The organism is Pseudomonas sp. SID14000 (assembly GCF_002165135.1).
Taxonomy (GTDB): domain Bacteria; phylum Pseudomonadota; class Gammaproteobacteria; order Pseudomonadales; family Pseudomonadaceae; genus Aquipseudomonas.
On the sequence record NZ_NFZQ01000001.1, the window covers coordinates 386974 to 403289 of the forward strand.

Genomic DNA, 16316 nt, shown 5'->3' on the forward strand with positions numbered 1-16316 from the left:
CCATGGCTGGCACACTAGCGCAAAGGGCCCGGCACAGGAGCGGGCCCGCTTTGGAGTCGAAGATGAAAGACTGGCTGGACGAGATCAAGTGGAATAGCGAAGGCCTGGTACCGGCAATCGCCCAGGACCACAAGAGCGGACGCGTGCTGATGATGGCCTGGATGAACCGCGAATCGCTGGCCCTGACCGCCGCCGAGCAACGCGCCATCTACTGGTCGCGTTCGCGTGGCAAGCTGTGGCGCAAGGGCGAGGAATCCGGGCATGTGCAGAAGCTGCATGAAATGCGCCTGGACTGCGATGCCGACGTGATCATCCTTATGGTCGAGCAACTGGGCCATATCGCCTGCCATACCGGCCGCGAAAGCTGCTTCTACCGCGTCTTCGAAGACGGCCAGTGGAAAACCGTCGACCCGGTCCTGAAAGACCCGGATGCCATCTACAGCGCAGGACACTGACATGAGCGACACCCTCAACCGCCTGGCCGAAGTGCTTGAAGAACGCAAGCAAGCGGCGCCCGACAGCTCCTACGTGGCCAGCCTGTACCACAAGGGCCTGAACAAGATCCTCGAAAAGCTCGGCGAAGAGTCGGTCGAGACGATCATTGCCGCCAAGGACGCGGCGGTCAGCAAGGATTACAGCGATGTCATCTACGAAACCGCCGACCTGTGGTTTCATAGCCTGGTAATGCTCAGCGCGCTGGGCCAGCATCCGCAGGCCGTGCTGGATGAACTGGAACGCCGCTTCGGGCTTTCCGGGCATGATGAGAAGGCGGCTCGACAGCCGTCTGCCTGATGTAATTTAGGTGCGCAGGGCCCCTCTCTTTTTTGTGGGAGCGGGTTCACCCGCGAAGAATGCGACGCGGTGTATGGCACCGGCTAAGCCGGTGTTCGCGGGTGAACCCGCTCCCACAGGGACCGCGTTGCCAGAACAATTCGCTTTACCTGTAAAATTCAGGAGTACGAAATGGGTATCTTTGACTGGAAACACTGGATCGTCCTGCTGGTGGTCGTGGTCCTGGTGTTCGGCACCAAGAAGCTGAAGAACTTCGGCAGCGACCTGGGCGAGTCGATCAAGGGCTTCCGCAAGGCCATGAGCGACGAAGAGAACAAGCCGGCCGAGCAGACTCCGCCGCCTGCCCAAGCCGTTCCACCGGTGCAGAACACTGCCCAGCAGAACCAGGGCCACACCATCGATGGCCAGGCCCAGCCGGCCCAAGAGCCGCAGCGGAAAGACTGACCCATGTTCGGCATCAGTTTCAGCGAGCTGTTGCTCGTCGGCCTGGTCGCCCTGCTGGTGCTCGGCCCCGAGCGCCTGCCTGGTGCCGCACGCACGGCAGGCCTGTGGATCGGCCGGCTCAAGCGCAGCTTCAATAGCATCAAGATGGAAGTGGAGCGCGAAATCGGCGCCGACGAAATCCGCCGCCAACTGCACAACGAGCACATCCTGCAGATGGAAGAGGAAGCCAAGCGCATCCTCAACCCGATGACGCCACCGGCGCAGCCGCCCGTCACCACCGCTGCCGTGCAGCCGCCAGCCGGGCTCGAAGCCAGGCCGGTCGAGGCCGCCGCCGCCCCGGCCACGCCTTCTGAAACGTCTCAACCACCGCGAGCCCCATGAGCGAGAATCCGGAACACGACCAGCCGATGCCGCTGGTTTCGCACCTGACCGAACTGCGCACCCGCCTGTTGCGCTGCGTTGCCGTCATTTTCCTGATCTTTGCCGGGCTGTTCTCCTTCGCCCAGCAGATCTACACCCTGGTCTCCGCGCCGCTGCGCGAGCACTTGCCGGCCAATGCGACGATGATCGCCACCGACGTGGCCTCGCCGTTCCTCACACCGTTCAAGCTGACCATGATCGTCTCGCTGTTCCTGGCGATCCCCTTCATCCTCCAGCAGATCTGGGGCTTCATTGCGCCCGGGCTGTACCGCCACGAAAAGCGCATTGCCATTCCACTGCTGGTGTCGAGCATATTCCTGTTCTACGCCGGCATGGCCTTCGCCTATTTCCTGGTGTTCCCTCTGATCTTCGGCTTCTTCGCCAGCGCCACGCCGGAAGGCGTGTCGATGATGACCGACATCGCCAGCTACCTCGACTTCGTGATGACACTGTTCTTCGCCTTTGGCGTAGCCTTCGAAATTCCGGTGGCGGTGGTGCTGCTGGTATGGATCGGCGTGGTCGACGTGAAGTACCTGAAGAAGATTCGCCCCTACGTGATCATCGGCTGCTTCGTGGTCGGCATGGTGCTTACCCCCCCGGACATCTTCTCCCAGACCCTGCTGGCAGTGCCCATGTGGTTACTGTTCGAGATCGGCGTACTGTGTGGCAGCCTGATCCGCAAGCGCAGCGCCCACGACGAAACCGCCAACGACCACAACGACCAACCGCCAGCGACCCAACCGTGAACCTGTTGCTCCTTGAAGAGGCCGACTTCGTCTCGGCAGACCGCGTCGTTCTCGCTGACCGACGCTTCACCCACATGCAGGACATCCACCGCGTGGCGGTGGGCGACAACCTGCGCGTGGGCCGCATCAACGGCCTGATGGGCAAGGCCACGGTGCTGCGCCTGGAAAAGCACGAGGCCGAACTGGAAGTCGCCTTTGATCAGCAGCCACCGGCCAAGCTGCCGCTGACCCTGGTGCTAGCCGTCCCCCGGCCGAAAATGCTGCGCCGGCTGTTCCAGACCGTGGCCACCCTTGGCGTGCCGCGGCTGATCCTGGTGAACAGCTACAAGGTCGAGAAAAGCTTCTGGCAAACGCCCTTCCTGCATCCGGACAGCATTCGTGAGAACCTCATCCTCGGCCTGGAACAGGCCCGCGACACCGTGCTGCCCGAGGTGATCATCGAGAAACGCTTCAAGCCCTTCGTCGAAGACCGCCTGCCCGCCATCGCCGCAGGTACCCTGGGCCTGGTTGGCCACCCCGGGCCCTACCCCGCCTGCCCACGCGCCGTGCAGCAAGCCGTGACCCTGGCCATCGGCCCGGAGGGTGGCTGGATCCCCTACGAAGTCGATCTGCTGGGCAAGGCTGGCCTGGCACCCGTGCAGCTGGGTGACCGCATCTTGCGGGTAGAGACCGCAGTAACGGCGCTGCTTTCGCGTATTTTCTGACACAAACGCCGTTTTTTCGCCCATCAAGTTTCCCTCTCCCTGGCCGATGGTCTTGGCAACACAACAATTTTTCGTGCTGCCATACCGCCGGGGAGTCGTATATGTATCAATGGTTCGTCCGTTCGATGGGCAATGTAAGCGTCAATCGCAAACTGGGGTTGGGCTTCGGCCTCGTGTTGCTGTTGACCCTGGCCATTACCTTGACCGGTTGGCACGGTATGGACAGCATCATCGACCGTGGCGACAAGCTGGGTAACATCTCGGTCATCCAGCAGTACACCCAGGAATTGCGCATCGCCCGCCAGCATTACCAGCGCCAGCCTGACGAAACCTCGGTGGCAGAGCTGGAAAAAGCCCTGGGCAACCTCGATCGCCAGGTGCAGCTGATGGTTGGGCAGATCGAACAGCCCACCGACCGCCAACGCCTTGAGCAACAGCGCGAGGCCGTGCGTAGCTACCAGCAGGCGTTCAGCGAGTTGAAGCAAGCCGGCCAGCGCCGCGAAGCCAGCCGTGGTGTGCTGGGCGACAGCGCCGACAAGGCTGCGGAACTGATCGGCCGGGTTCAGCGGGGCCTGCTGCAAGGTGGCGATATCAGCCAGTACCAGCACGCGGTGGAGGTCAGCGCCCTGTTGCAGCAGGCGCGCTTCCAGGTACGTGGCTATACCTACAGCGGCAACGCCGACTTCCAGCAAACGGCGCTCAAGGCCATCGACCAGGCCTTGGCCGAGCTGCGTGCGCTGCCGGCCAAAGTGCCGCCGGAGCACGCTGCCAGCCTGGACGATGCCACCACCGCCCTGGGTGGCTACCGCGACGCGGTTACCCAGTTCGGCAATGCCCAGGCCACCAGTGAGCAAGCCCTGCAGCGCATGGCCGAGCAAGGCACGGTACTGCTGCAGACCAGCCAGGCGATGACCCTCTCGCAGACCGAAGTGCGTGACGCCGGTGCGGCCCAGGCCAAGACCCTGCTCGCCGTGGCCACCGCGGTGGCCCTGGCCCTCGGCCTGCTGGCGGCCTGGGCCATCACCCGGCAGATCATCATCCCGCTGCGCCAGACCCTGCGCGCCGCCGAACGCGTGGCCAGTGGCGACCTGACCCAGGAGCTGCCGGTACAACGCCGTGACGAACTGGGGCAGTTGCAAGCCAGCATGCAGCGCATGACCCAGGGCCTGCGCGAACTGATCGGTGGCATCGGTGATGGCGTCACGCAGATCGCCAGCGCTGCCGAGGAGCTGTCGGCGGTGACCGAGCAGACCAGCGCCGGGGTCAACAACCAGAAGGTCGAGACTGATCAGGTGGCGACCGCCATGAACCAGATGACCGCCACCGTGCATGAGGTGGCGCGCAATGCCGAGCAAGCCTCGGAAGCCGCCTTGATGGCGGACCAACAAGCCCGCGAAGGCGACCGAGTGGTGGGCGAGGCGGTGGCGCAGATCGAGCGCCTGGCCGACGAAGTGGTCAACTCCAGCGAAGCGATGAACCAGCTCAAGGCCGAAAGCGACAAGATCGGCAGCGTGCTCGACGTGATCAAGTCGGTGGCCCAGCAGACCAACCTGCTGGCCCTCAACGCGGCGATCGAAGCGGCCCGTGCCGGCGAAGCCGGGCGTGGCTTTGCCGTGGTGGCCGATGAGGTGCGCAGCCTGGCGCAGCGCACCCAGCAATCGACCGAAGAGATCGAAGAGCTGATTGCCGGCCTGCAGAGCGGTACCCAGCGGGTGGCCAGCGTGATGGACAGCAGCCGCCAGTTGACCGACAGCAGCGTCGAACTGACCCGTCGCGCCGGCAGCTCGCTGGAAACCATCACCCGCACCGTGTCGTCGATCCAGGCCATGAACCAGCAGATCGCCACTGCGGCGGAGGAACAGACGGCCGTGGCCGAAGAGATCAACCGCAGCGTCATGAACGTGCGGGATATTTCTGACCAGACCTCGGCGGCCAGTGAAGAGACAGCCAGCTCCAGCGTGGAGCTGGCGCGGTTGGGTACCCACCTGCAAGGGTTGGTGGGGCGGTTCAGGCTCTAGGTAGGTCGCCTGTAATGGCCTCTTCGCGGGTAGACCCGCGAAGAGGCCGGCACAGGTGGAGTATCCCTACATGTTGAAGTGAAATTTCCTACCTGATTATCAGGTCAAGTCCTACAGCTCCGCTGCCGATTGGCAAAGGTGTGATGCCAGCAATGCGCCTGCATCCTCGCCCCCAATCGCACGGAGACTCCTCATGCTCGGCTACCTCAACCGCAAGCTCGGTAATATCAGTGTCGCAGCCAAGCTCGCCCTCGGCTTCGCCGTAGTCCTGCTGCTTACCCTGGCAACGACCATCAGTGGATGGCGCGCGCTGGATGACGCTATTGCCCGCTCCAAGCAGCTCAGCGAAATCGGCCTGATCAACGACCTGACCAAAGACCTGCGCGCAGAGCGCATCACTTACCGCGTACTCAACGACAACGCCAGCAGAACGCGGATAGCCAACATCCTCGACCAGCTCAATAGCATGCTGACCACGTTGCAACAACGCAGCAGTGTGGATGAATCCCGGCAGATGCTGACCGAAAAGCTGACGTTGCTGCAGCGTTTGCGCGACGATTTCAGCGAGCTGGAGAATACTGTCGCCAAACGTGTCGCCCTGCGCCAGGCCATGCAGGCCCAGGAGCAGAAGCTCAATGACGTGATCGATGATCTCCAAACCCAGGCCTTGCTGAGAATGCCTGCCGACAGCCAGCAAGGCGGTATGCTGGGGCTCATGGATACGCTCAGCCGACATGTCGACGGTGCCAACCAGCAGAGCCTGGTTCCGGCTTATACCTTTTCCCCCGTAGAAAGCTTCGCCAAGGTCGGCGACAGTTCACTGGATGCCGCCGATAGCAGCCTTGCGCAATTGCTCAAAGGCCTTGCGCCACTCGGCTTGCCCCGTGCACTCACCCAGCAGCCCGGGGAGGAGCTGGCCAAGTACCGCACCAGCCTGGATGAATATCGTCGGGCTGCAGTGCGTGTCGAACAGCTGCAAAACAACATGGAAAACATGGGCAACGAACTGCGCGCGGTAAGTCTGGAGCTTGGCAAACGCAAGATAGAGCAGCGTGATAGGGAAGCCCTGGAGGCCCGCTCGCTACTGACCATTGTTGCCCTCTTGGCATTGGTCGTTGGTGTGGTGGCGGGTTGGCTGATCACCTTGCAGATCACCCAGCCGCTGCGCCAGACCTTGGACGTGGCCGGGCGCATCGCCAAAGGCGACCTGAGCCAGGTCGAGCCGGTGCAACGCCGCGACGAGATGGGCCAGCTGCAAACCAGCATGCGCGAAATGACCATGAGCCTGCGTCAACTGATCGGTGGCATCGACCAAGGCGTCGGGCAACTGTCGCAGGCTGCCTCGCAGCTTGCCGCCAGCAGCGAGGATACCAAGCAGCGGATCAGCCAGCAGCGTGAGGAAACCGACCAGGTGGCCACGGCCATGAACCAGATGAGCGCGACCGTACAGGAAGTGGCGCAGAACGCCGAGCAGGCATCATTTGCTGCCACTAACGCCGACCAGCAGGCACAAATGGGCGACCAGGTAGTGGGCGAAGCGATTGGCCGTATCGAGCAGTTGGCTGGGCAGATGGACCATTGCCTGGCGGCCATGCAGCACCTGGCCGGCGAAAGCCAGCGCATTGGCAGCATCCTGGATGTGATCAAGTCAGTTTCCGAACAGACCAACCTGCTGGCCCTGAACGCGGCCATCGAAGCAGCACGCGCAGGTGAGGCCGGGCGCGGTTTCGCCGTGGTGGCGGATGAAGTACGCGGGCTGGCGCAGCGCACCTCGACGGCAACTGAAGAGATCGGCCAACTGATCGACAGCCTGCACCATGGCACCGACGAGGTCACCCGCTTGCTGGACAATAGCAAGAACCTCACCGAGCAGAGCGTGGAGCTGAGCCGCAAGGCTGGCCAGGCCCTGAGCCAGATCACTGATACAGTGTCTAACATTCAGGGCATGAACCAGCAGATCGCCACGGCCAGCGAAGAACAGAGCGTGGTGGCCGAGCAGATCAACCGCAGTGTGCTGAATGTGCGCGATGTGTCGGATCAGACCAGTGCGGCCAGTGAGCAGACGGCGGCGTCGAGTGGGGAACTGGAACAGCTGGGGCAGCAGTTGCGGGGGTTGGTGGGGCGGTTCAACATCTGAAACCGCGTCGCCTGCTTCGCGGGTAAACCCGCTCCCACAGGTCCTGCGCCCCCCTCGAAAATGGTGCAGTTACTGTGGGAGCGGGTTTACCCGCGAAGAAGCCGGTGCGGTTAAAGCACCTGGCGCAGGAACGCCTGAGCGCGTGGGTCCTTCGGCGCAGCGAAGAACGCGGCCGGGGCCGAATCCTCCAGCAGCTTGCCATGGTCGAAGAACAGCACGCGGTCCGCCACTTCACGGGCAAAGCCCATTTCGTGGGTAACGCAGACCATGGTCATGCCTTCCTGGGCCAGTGTCTTCATCACGTCCAGCACCTCGCCAACCATTTCCGGGTCAAGCGCCGAGGTCGGCTCGTCGAACAGCATCACTTTCGGATCCATGGCCAGGGCGCGGGCGATCGCCACCCGCTGTTGCTGGCCACCGGACAGGCGCGACGGGTATTCGTTGGCCTTCTGCGCGATGCCCACTTTCTCCAGCAACGCCCTGGCCTTGGCTTCGCGGTCGGCCTTGTTACGCTTGCGCACCACCTTCTGCGCCAGGCACAGGTTTTCCAGCACGGTCATGTGCGGGAACAGGTTGAAGTGCTGGAACACCATGCCGACTTCGCGGCGGTAGGCGTTAATGTCGGTCTTGGGGTCGGCCAGTTGCAGGCCGTCGATGGCCACATGGCCTTCGTCGAAATGCTCCAGGCCGTTGAGGCAGCGCAGGAAGGTCGACTTGCCCGAACCCGACGGGCCGAGCACCACCACCACTTCGCCCTTGGCGACCTGGGTGGTGACGTTATCCACAGCCCGGACCACGTGGCCACGGGTGTCGAAGACTTTCAGCAGGTCACGGACTTCAATCACTTTGCGCAAGCCTCCGCTCGAGCCGGCTTGCCAGGTGCGACAGCGGCAGGTTGATCAGCAGGTACAGGCCTGCCACGCAGAACCAGATCTCGAAGGTCGAGAACGAGGTGGTGATGGCCTCGCGGCCGCTCTTGGTCAGTTCGGTGATGGCGATCACCGAGACCAGCGAGGTGTCCTTGACCAGGCTGATGAACTGGCCGGCCAAAGGCGGCAGCACACGCTTGAACGCCTGCGGCAGGATCACATGGCGCATCGACTGGCCCGCGTTCAGGCCCAGCGACCGGGCCGCTTCGTTCTGGCCCTTGGCGATGGACTGCACGCCGGCACGAACGATTTCTGCCACGTAGGCGCCGGTGAACAGCGCCAGTGCGGCCACCCCGGCAAACTCGCGTGACAGGTTGAGCACCGTACCGATGAAAAAGTAGAAGATGAAGATCTGCACCAGCAGCGGGGTACCGCGCACCAGTTCGACATACACCGTCGTCAGGTCACGCAGGGTGGGGTTGCTGGACAGCCGGCAGAGGCCGGCGAACAGGCCGATCAGCAGGCCCAGGGCGCCGGAAACCACCGAAATCCACAGGGTGGTCCACAGCCCCCAGACCAGCGGGCCGGCCGCCCAGTGGCGGGTGACGCCAATCTGGTCGCCTTCGGCCACATCGTCGCCGCGGGCCAGCTGCAGGCTGTCCTTGGCCACGTCGAGTACCTGCTCGGCACCGTTCTCATCTTTCAGCGTGACACGGGCATTGTCGCCCGAGATGACAATCTCCTGCACGGTGCCGTAACCGGCGGCGCGCTGTGCTTCCTCGGCCTTGTAGGCGAAGTACTGCGGTACGCGGTTCCAGCGCCACTCGTAGGAAATCATCGAGGTGGCCATGTAGAGGCTGAACGCCAGGCCCACCAGGACCAGGGCAGTCAAACCGTGCCAGGGCCACTGGGCTTTCTTGTGTTTGATCACGTGGGGTACTTCCGTAAATGCGAACGCGCAGGGTTTGCCTGCGCGTCGGGGTCATAAAGCCGGGCTTGTGGCCTGGGCCTTATTCCATTTCCTTCAGCCAGTCCTTGTTCTTGAACCACTTGTCGTGAATACGATCGTAGGTCCCGTCATGCTTGATCTGGTGCAGGAAGTTGTTGATGAAGTTGATGCTGTCGTAGTCGCCTTTCTTCAGGCCGAAGGCCAGCGGCTCGTAGGTGAAGGGTTCTTCGAGGAACAGCAGCTTGCCGGCACCGGCCTTGTCCACTGCCACCACGTTGTACGGCGCGTCGTAGACGAAGGCGTCAGCCTTGCCGTTGACCACGTCCATCACCGCTTCCTGCTCGTTGTCGTAGCCGTGGTACTTGGCCTTGGCAATCAGCTTCTTGGAAACCATTTCGCCGGTGGTACCGAGCTTGGAGGTAATGCGGTACTTCTCGTTGTTCAGGTCCTTGTACGACTTGATCTCGCCCGCCAGCTCCTTGCGGATCAGCAGGGTCTGGCCAACCACGATGAAGGGTTCGCTGAAATTCAGGCGCAGGTTGCGTTCCTGGGTCAGGGTCATGCCGCTGCCGATCATGTCGAACTTGTCGGTCAGCAGGGCCGGGATGATGCCGTCATACGCGGTGGAGACCGGCTCGAACTTGACGCCCATCGACTTGGCCATGGCTTTGAGGATATCGACTTCGAAACCGATGATCTCGCCACGCTTGTTGGTCATCTGGAACGGCATGTAGGTCGGATCCATGCCCACCCGCAGGGTGCCGCGCTTGACCGCGTCATCGATAGCGCCCGCCTGGGCCGCCGTCACGGCGACCAGGGCGGTGACACCGACCAGCAGTCGCGAAAGGTATTTCTTGATCATCACCAAGTCCCCTAGCAAGAAAAGTAGCGAATCTTATTGTTGGCATGGCCGTAGCGGCCGATGCGTCATATCGGAGAGGGATGCTAACGCATGGCGGCTCGGGGACCTAGAGCCGGGGGGGACTTTGTTGGCCAAAATCGAGGGAGGGCCCTAAAAGCTTCGCGGGCACGCCCGCTCCCACAGGTACAGCGCATGCCTCAAAGGCTGTGAAGTACCTGTGGGAGCGGGCGTGCCCGCGAAGAGGCCCGATCAGGCGCCGACGAGTGCCGGTTGGCCTTCATTCTCCGGGTGCAGCGGCAACAGCGGCGAATGCGGGTCGTTCTTGATCGATGCACGCCACACGTTGATCCACGCCGCATTGTGCTCGGCCCAGACCTGCTCGTGCAGGCGGGTCAGCGCCACCGGGTCGCTGAGCAGGGCCAGGCGAGTATTGAGGTCCAGCCCTTGCGGCCCGACTTCCATCGCCTTGGCCACGCGCTCGACGCGCAGTGCCTCGATCGGCGCCGCCTGGCCATGACGGGCAGTGGCCATGGCACAGGCCAGGGCGTTCTGCCGCGGGTCGACCACAGCCCGCACGAAGCCGTCATGCAGGGCATGCCAGCGGTTTTCGTGGGTGTACTGGTCGGTGGCCAGCAGCTCTTGCGGGGTGGCGTACTCCTCGGGGATGAGGAACAGCTTCTCGTCCTTGGCTGCCAGGCCCAGGCGGGTGCGGCTGGAAATCACCGAAACCGGGATCGACAGCACCAGCGAACCGACGATTGGCGCCAGCCACCACAGGAAGCTCGGGTTCAACCAGGCCACCAACGCTGCCCAGGCAATGCCCAGCAGGGTCTGCGGGCCATGGCGGCGCACCGCTTCGCTCCACGGCGTGGAGTCGTCGTCACGCTGCGGCGAGTTCCAGGTCGCGGCCCAGCCGAGGAACGCGGCCAGCACGAAGCGGGTGTGGAAGATCATGCGCACCGGTGCCAGCAGCATGGAGAACAGCATCTCCATCAGCATCGACAAGGTGACCTTGATGCGCCCGCCAAACTCGGTCGCGCCCTTGGCCCAGATCAGGATGACGCTGAGCAGCTTGGGCAGGAACAGCAGCACGATGGTGGTGGAGAACAGCGCTACAGCCTTCTCCGGGTGCCACTGCGGCCACAGCGGGTACAGCTGGTACGGCTCGATGAAGTACTGCGGCTCCATCAGCGTATTGGTCGCCAGCAGCGCGGTCGACAGCACCAGGAACAGGAACCACAGCGGCGCCGACAGGTACGACATGACCCCGGTGAGGAACACCGCACGGTGCACCGGGTGCATGCCCTTGACCAGGAACAGGCGGAAGTTCATCAGGTTGCCGTGGCACCAGCGGCGGTCGCGCTTGAGCTCGTCGAGCAGGTTCGGCGGCAGCTCTTCGTAGCTGCCCGGCAGGTCGTAGGCAATCCACACGCCCCAGCCGGCGCGGCGCATCAGCGCGGCTTCGACGAAGTCGTGGGAGAGGATCGCACCGGCGAACGCACCCTTGCCCGGCAACGGCGCTAGGGCGCAGTGCTCGATGAACGGCTTCATGCGGATGATCGCGTTGTGGCCCCAGTAGTGCGACTCGCCCAACTGCCAGAAGTGCAGGCCAGCGGTGAACAGCGGGCCATACACGCGGGTGGCGAACTGCTGCAGACGCGCATACAGGGTGTCCATGCCCGAGGCTTTCGGCCCGGTCTGGATGATGCCCGCGTCCGGGTTGGCCTCCATCAGGCGTACCAGGCTGCTCAGGCACTCGCCGCTCATGACGCTGTCGGCGTCGAGTACGACCATGTACTTGTACTCGCCGCCCCAACGACGGCAGAAGTCGTCGAGGTTGCCGCTCTTGCGCTTCACCCGGCGCCGGCGCCGGCGGTAGAAGATGCGGCCGAAGCCTTTGGTTTCGCGGCATACGTCCAGCCAGGCCTGTTGCTCGGCCACGGCGATGTCGGTGTCATTGGTGTCGCTGAGCACGAAGAAGTCGAAACGGTCGAGGTTGCCGCTGGCGGCCACCGATTCGAACGTTGCGCGCAGGCCGGCGAACACACGTGGCACGTCTTCGTTGCAGATCGGCATCACCAGCGCGGTACGCGCCTCGGGCGCGATCGGCTCGTTGCCTGCGCTGCTACCGGAAATCTTGTATTTGTCGCGCCCGGTGAGCAGCTCGAGGAAGCCCATCAGCGCGGTCCAGAAGCCCGCCGACACCCAGCAGAACAGTATGCCGAAGAGGATCAGGATGGACGTCTGCAAGGCATACGGCCATACCTGCACCACTGTGTCCCATAGCGGCTGGTTGACGATTTCGTCAAAGTCCACGAACGACCAGCCCTGGTACGGCAGGATGCCCTTCATGTACCAGCCGGCAACGATGGTCTGGCCGATCATCAGCGCCAGCAGGATGTAACGACGGATCGAGCCGACCGTGCGCCAACGGGCTGGTGGCAGCTCGCGTTTGGGCGGCTGCGGCGCGTTGGTGCGGCCAGTCATGCGTCTCCATATGCGGATCAGCACGTTGGTACGCCATGGCTCGGGCACGACCTTGGTGCGCTTGATCGGCGGGGCGATCTTCAGGCACAGGCGGCCGCTGCCGTCGACGCCAAGCATTTCGGCGTCTTCCAGCTCGGCGGCGCTGCCTATGGTCAGGCGCGGGCCCACCGAGGCCTGCACGGCCTCGGCAGAGCTGGCGGCCGGATTGGCCGCCAGGCGTTGGTGCAGCTCACTGAACGACGTGCAGCTGGCGAGTTCCGCCCGTTGCTCGTCGCTCAGTGGTAGGTGGGCCAGGTACTCGCGAAGCGATTCCGGCCTTGCGCTTGAGTTACTCATCGGCAGGCAACTGATAGCTCCAGGTCTCGGTCAGCACCTTCTCGGTGGTGGCCGGGGTCCCGTTGGTGGGCGCCGCATCGGCGGCAGGTTGTTCGGCCTTGGCGGCTTTCTCGGCCTTGGCTTGCTTGGCTGCTGCCTTGTCCTGCTTGGCATCCTTGGCAGGCTTGGCGGCTTCGACCGGCACGTCACGCACCAGCGCGGCACGCATTTCGGTCGATTTGTTGGCTTCCTTGACCTTCAAACGCAGGGTCAGGCGCCAGCCCTTGGTCTCAGGGTTATAGCGCAGGTTGTTCTCGACCACCTCGGCGTTGTCGCCCACGCTGATCTGGCTGCGCACGGCGGTGTCTTCCGGCAGGGCGGCCAGTGCCGGGCCAGCGAAGTCGACCAGGAAGGCCACGCTGCCGTCTGGCTGGCGGATCAGGTTGGACTGCTTGACGTCGCCGGTGGAACGCAGGGTTTGCTTGACCCAGCCCAGCTGCGGGGCCTGGAACTTGGGCTCGTCGATGGTCCAGTGCAAGCGGTAGGCGTACTCGAACGGCTTACCTGGCTCAGGCAGCTTCTCCGGGCTCCAGAAGGCCACGATGTTGTCGTTGGTCTCGTCGGCAGTCGGGATTTCGACCAGGTCGACGGTGCCCTTGCCCCAGTCACCCTTCGGCTCGATCCAGGCACTCGGGCGCTTCTGGTAGTTGTCGTCGAGGTCTTCGTAGTCGCTGAAGGCGCGCTGGCGCTGCATCAGGCCAAAACCACGCGGGTTCTCGACGCTGAAGTTGCTCACAGCCAGGTGTTTCGGGTTGTTCAGCGGGCGCCACAGCCACTCGCCGTTACCGGCATGGATCGACAGGCCTTCGGAGTCGTGCAGGGCCGGGCGGTAGTTGAGGACCTTGGACGGCTGGTTAGGGCCGAACAGGTACATGCTGGTCAGCGGGGCAATGCCCAGGCGGCTGACATGGTCACGCAGGAACACGCGGGACTGTACGTCGACTACGGTGTCGTTGCCCGGGCGCAGGGTCAGCTTGTAGGCGCCGGTGGAGCGCGGCGAGTCCAGCAGGGCGTAGATCACCAGGTGCTTGTCGGCCGGCTTGGGCTTCTCGACCCAGAACTCGGTGAAGCGCGGGAACTCCTCGCCCGACGGCAGCGCGGTGTCGATGGCCAGGCCACGGGCCGACAGGCCGTACACGTGGCCCTTGCCCACCACGCGGAAATAGCTGGCGCCAAGCAGGGTCATGATCTCGTCCTGCTTGTCGGCCTTGTTGATCGGGTACAGCACGCGGAAACCGGCGTATCCCAGGTTCTTGGTGGTGTCCGGGTCGTGCGGCACATCACCGAACTCGAAGCGGCTCGGGTCGTACTTGATTTCCTCGACCTTGGTGGCGGTGACCTCGTTGATCTTTACCGGGGTGTCGAAGTGCATGCCCTGGTGATAGAACGACAGTTTGAACGGGGTCTTGTCCTTGGCCCACTCGGCCTTTTCCTGCAGGAAGCGAATCTTCTGGTAGTCCGCGAACTTCATGTCACGGAATACCGCCGGCAGGTTGCTTTTCGGTGCTTCGTACTTCTGGCCGGCCAGATCCTTTGCCTTGGCTGCAACATCGTCAAGATTGAATGCCCACAGCTGGCCCGCGCTCATCAGGCCGACCAGTGCCACACTGGCCATCAGCGCCTTGCGTAGCCGGACGCCAGGGATTCTTGATGCTTTTTGGGGACTAACAATCACGAGCAACCCTCGCCGAAAACAGATCATGAAACCAACGGCCAGCGACAAATGCCGGGTTGGCGAGCACTGTTCGGACCCCGTGAGGGCGTAATGATTCCCCAAACGGATCCAGACAATACTCGAGTCAGAGTGAAACGAACCTGCGAACGCAGGTCCATGCAGCGCGCGATTATCCAGCAGGTCGCGTGACAACGCATCAGGCTGGAACAACTATTTATCGTACAAAACCCCTTGTTTTCCTGTGAACAAGGGGTTTTTTGTCCTCACATTTGTAACATAAATGTTACAGGGCCATCATTGACCAGGTGTACCTGCATGTCTGCGCCGAATTGCCCGCTTGCCACATCGGCGTGCCGAGCCTTTGCTTGCTGCAAAAGATAGTCGAACAACTCGGCACCGAGAGCCGGTGGCGCTGCCGTCGAGAAGCTCGGGCGCATGCCGTTGCGGGTATCTGCTGCCAGGGTGAACTGCGACACCAGCAACAGGCCCCCCTCGACATCCTTGAGCGACAGGTTCATCTTGCCCTGCTCATCGCTGAACACCCTGTAGTTCAACAGCTTGTGCAACAGCTTATCGGCCTGCTCACGGGTATCTTCAGGCTCTACTGCCACCAGCACCAGCAAACCCTGGTCGATGGCCCCCACAACCTCCCCCGCTACCTCCACCCGCGCGCCACGCACGCGCTGCAGCAAGCCCCTCATGCTTCTTCCAGGGGCAGGTCGAGCAGACGCCGGGCCATCTGGTCGGCGGCACGCACCAAGGCATCAGTGATGCCCGGCTCGGAAGCCGCGTGGCCAGCGTCACGGATTACCTTCAATTCGCTGTTCGGCCAGGCCTGGTGCAGGGCCCAGGCGTTGTCCAGCGGACAGATCACATCATAGCGGCCATGCACGATCACCGCCGGCAGGTGGGCGATTTTTGGCAGGTCGCGGATCAGCTGGTCCGGCTCGAGGAAGGCATTGTTCATGAAGTAGTGACATTCGATACGGGCGATCGACAGCGCGCGCTGCGGCTCGGAGAAGCGATCGACCACCAGCGGGTTGGGGCGCAGGGTGGCAGTACGGCCCTCCCAGGTGGACCAGGCCTTGGCCGCGTGCATCTGGGCGATCTGGTCGTTGCCGGTCAGGCGCTTGTGGAAGGCTGTGACCAAGTCACCACGCTCTTCCGGCGGGATCGGCGCGATGTAGTCCTGCCAGTAATCCGGGAACAGGCGGCTGGCGCCTTCCTGGTAGAACCACTGGATTTCCTGGGGTCGGCACAGGAAGATGCCGCGCAGGATCAGGCCATGCACCCGCTCGGGGTGGGTCTGGGCGTAGGCCAGGGCCAGGGTGGAACCCCACGAGCCGCCGAACAGCACCCATTTATCGATGCCCAAGTGCTCGCGGATGCGCTCCAGGTCCTCGACCAGGTGCCAGGTGGTGTTGTTCTCCAGGCTCGCGTGCGGCGTGGAGCGACCACAGCCACGCTGGTCGAAGGTGATGATGCGGTACAGGGTGGGGTCGAAGTAGCAGCGGCTCTGGGCGTCGCAACCGGCGCCCGGGCCGCCGTGGATGAATACCACCGGCAGACCTTCTGGCGAGCCACTTTCGTCGACATACAGCACATGCGGCGCTTCCACGGCCAGATCGTGCCGGGCGTAGGGTTTGATCTGCGGGTACAGGGTCTGCATTGCGCACTCCGTGTGAGGATTTAATCTGCCGTTGGGCATCATAAACCTGAATTGCGCTTTGAGCATGTGTCTGCAGCGAGTTCTTGGTACAACTATTTAGCACCTCCGAACCGGCCACGACGTCAGGATTTCCGCTAGCCACGGCTTGAATCAAGCCTCTGGCGTCCTC

The 16316-nt window shown here is 63.1% G+C and carries 15 protein-coding genes; 8 read left to right on the forward strand and 7 right to left on the reverse strand.

All coding sequences use genetic code 11. From position 1 onward, the window contains the following. Nucleotides 1–62: 62 nt before the first annotated feature. The 8 genes from hisI (at nucleotide 63) to CAY82_RS01805 (ending at nucleotide 7261) form a co-directional block, all read left to right on the forward strand. The gene (hisI, locus tag CAY82_RS01765) at nucleotides 63–455 is read left to right on the forward strand and encodes a phosphoribosyl-AMP cyclohydrolase (protein ID WP_087499683.1); all 393 of its coding nucleotides are present in this window, start codon (nucleotides 63–65) and stop codon (nucleotides 453–455) included. A 1-nt stretch (nucleotide 456) separates the two neighbouring features. Then, nucleotides 457–792 (forward strand): phosphoribosyl-ATP diphosphatase, encoded by a 336-nt coding sequence (locus tag CAY82_RS01770; protein WP_013974545.1) that lies wholly within the window; start codon nucleotides 457–459, stop codon nucleotides 790–792. 171 nt (nucleotides 793–963) lie between these two features. Next, entirely contained in the window at nucleotides 964–1236 is a 273-nt protein-coding gene (locus CAY82_RS01780) for a twin-arginine translocase TatA/TatE family subunit (RefSeq protein ID WP_087499685.1), read from the forward strand. A gap of 3 nt (nucleotides 1237–1239) precedes the next feature. Continuing rightward, a complete protein-coding gene (gene tatB / locus CAY82_RS01785; RefSeq protein WP_087499686.1) occupies nucleotides 1240–1617 on the forward strand; it encodes a Sec-independent protein translocase protein TatB in 378 nt (125 codons plus the stop codon). Next, the gene (gene tatC, locus CAY82_RS01790; protein WP_013974546.1) at nucleotides 1614–2402 is read left to right on the forward strand and encodes a twin-arginine translocase subunit TatC; all 789 of its coding nucleotides are present in this window, start codon (nucleotides 1614–1616) and stop codon (nucleotides 2400–2402) included. The genes tatB and tatC overlap by 4 nt, the downstream gene beginning before the upstream one ends. Next, nucleotides 2399–3106, forward strand: a complete 708-nt coding sequence (locus CAY82_RS01795) for a 16S rRNA (uracil(1498)-N(3))-methyltransferase (RefSeq protein WP_087499687.1) — start codon at nucleotides 2399–2401, stop codon at nucleotides 3104–3106. Before tatC ends, CAY82_RS01795 begins: the two co-directional genes overlap by 4 nt. A gap of 101 nt (nucleotides 3107–3207) precedes the next feature. After that, nucleotides 3208–5124 carry a methyl-accepting chemotaxis protein gene (locus tag CAY82_RS01800; protein WP_087499688.1) on the forward strand — a complete coding sequence of 639 codons (1917 nt, stop codon included), beginning with the start codon at nucleotides 3208–3210 and terminating at the stop codon, nucleotides 5122–5124. A gap of 193 nt (nucleotides 5125–5317) precedes the next feature. Next, complete coding sequence (locus CAY82_RS01805) at nucleotides 5318–7261, forward strand: methyl-accepting chemotaxis protein (RefSeq protein ID WP_087499689.1); 1944 nt, start codon at nucleotides 5318–5320, stop codon at nucleotides 7259–7261. Between the two features lie 110 nt (nucleotides 7262–7371). On the opposite strand, the gene CAY82_RS01810 is transcribed toward CAY82_RS01805, so the two are convergent. From CAY82_RS01810 to pip, 7 genes are all read right to left on the reverse strand, one after another. Beyond that, nucleotides 7372–8106 (reverse strand): amino acid ABC transporter ATP-binding protein, encoded by a 735-nt coding sequence (locus CAY82_RS01810; protein ID WP_063912406.1) that lies wholly within the window; start codon nucleotides 8104–8106, stop codon nucleotides 7372–7374. Beyond that, entirely contained in the window at nucleotides 8099–9061 is a 963-nt protein-coding gene (locus CAY82_RS01815; RefSeq protein ID WP_087499690.1) for an amino acid ABC transporter permease, read from the reverse strand. Before CAY82_RS01815 ends, CAY82_RS01810 begins: the two co-directional genes overlap by 8 nt. 79 nt (nucleotides 9062–9140) lie before the next feature. After that, nucleotides 9141–9938, reverse strand: coding sequence for a transporter substrate-binding domain-containing protein (locus CAY82_RS01820; protein ID WP_024087841.1), 798 nt, complete (start codon nucleotides 9936–9938; stop codon nucleotides 9141–9143). Nucleotides 9939–10190: 252 nt separating this feature from the next. Further along, a complete protein-coding gene (mdoH, locus tag CAY82_RS01825; RefSeq protein WP_087499691.1) occupies nucleotides 10191–12764 on the reverse strand; it encodes a glucans biosynthesis glucosyltransferase MdoH in 2574 nt (857 codons plus the stop codon). Then, a complete protein-coding gene (locus CAY82_RS01830; RefSeq protein WP_218190823.1) occupies nucleotides 12757–14478 on the reverse strand; it encodes a glucan biosynthesis protein G in 1722 nt (573 codons plus the stop codon). The genes mdoH and CAY82_RS01830 overlap by 8 nt, the downstream gene beginning before the upstream one ends. A 263-nt stretch (nucleotides 14479–14741) precedes the next feature. Beyond that, on the reverse strand, nucleotides 14742–15179 hold the full coding sequence (dtd, locus tag CAY82_RS01835; RefSeq protein ID WP_087499693.1) for a D-aminoacyl-tRNA deacylase: 438 nt from the start codon (nucleotides 15177–15179) through the stop codon (nucleotides 14742–14744). After that, a complete protein-coding gene (pip, locus tag CAY82_RS01840; RefSeq protein ID WP_013974556.1) occupies nucleotides 15176–16147 on the reverse strand; it encodes a prolyl aminopeptidase in 972 nt (323 codons plus the stop codon). Before pip ends, dtd begins: the two co-directional genes overlap by 4 nt. Between the last annotated feature and the right edge of the window lie 169 nt (nucleotides 16148–16316).

Bases quoted from the DNA above. Each gene is read 5' to 3' on its own strand.
- hisI (WP_087499683.1), top strand. From the start codon at position 63: ATGAAAGACTGGCTGGACGAGATCAAGTGGAATAGCGAAGGCCTGGTA.
- CAY82_RS01770 (WP_013974545.1), top strand. From the start codon at position 457: ATGAGCGACACCCTCAACCGCCTGGCCGAAGTGCTTGAAGAACGCAAG.
- CAY82_RS01780 (WP_087499685.1), top strand. From the start codon at position 964: ATGGGTATCTTTGACTGGAAACACTGGATCGTCCTGCTGGTGGTCGTG.
- tatB (WP_087499686.1), top strand. From the start codon at position 1,240: ATGTTCGGCATCAGTTTCAGCGAGCTGTTGCTCGTCGGCCTGGTCGCC.
- tatC (WP_013974546.1), top strand. From the start codon at position 1,614: ATGAGCGAGAATCCGGAACACGACCAGCCGATGCCGCTGGTTTCGCAC.
- CAY82_RS01800 (WP_087499688.1), top strand. From the start codon at position 3,208: ATGTATCAATGGTTCGTCCGTTCGATGGGCAATGTAAGCGTCAATCGC.
- CAY82_RS01805 (WP_087499689.1), top strand. From the start codon at position 5,318: ATGCTCGGCTACCTCAACCGCAAGCTCGGTAATATCAGTGTCGCAGCC.
- mdoH (WP_087499691.1), bottom strand. From the start codon at position 12,764: ATGAGTAACTCAAGCGCAAGGCCGGAATCGCTTCGCGAGTACCTGGCC.
- dtd (WP_087499693.1), bottom strand. From the start codon at position 15,179: ATGAGGGGCTTGCTGCAGCGCGTGCGTGGCGCGCGGGTGGAGGTAGCG.
- pip (WP_013974556.1), bottom strand. From the start codon at position 16,147: ATGCAGACCCTGTACCCGCAGATCAAACCCTACGCCCGGCACGATCTG.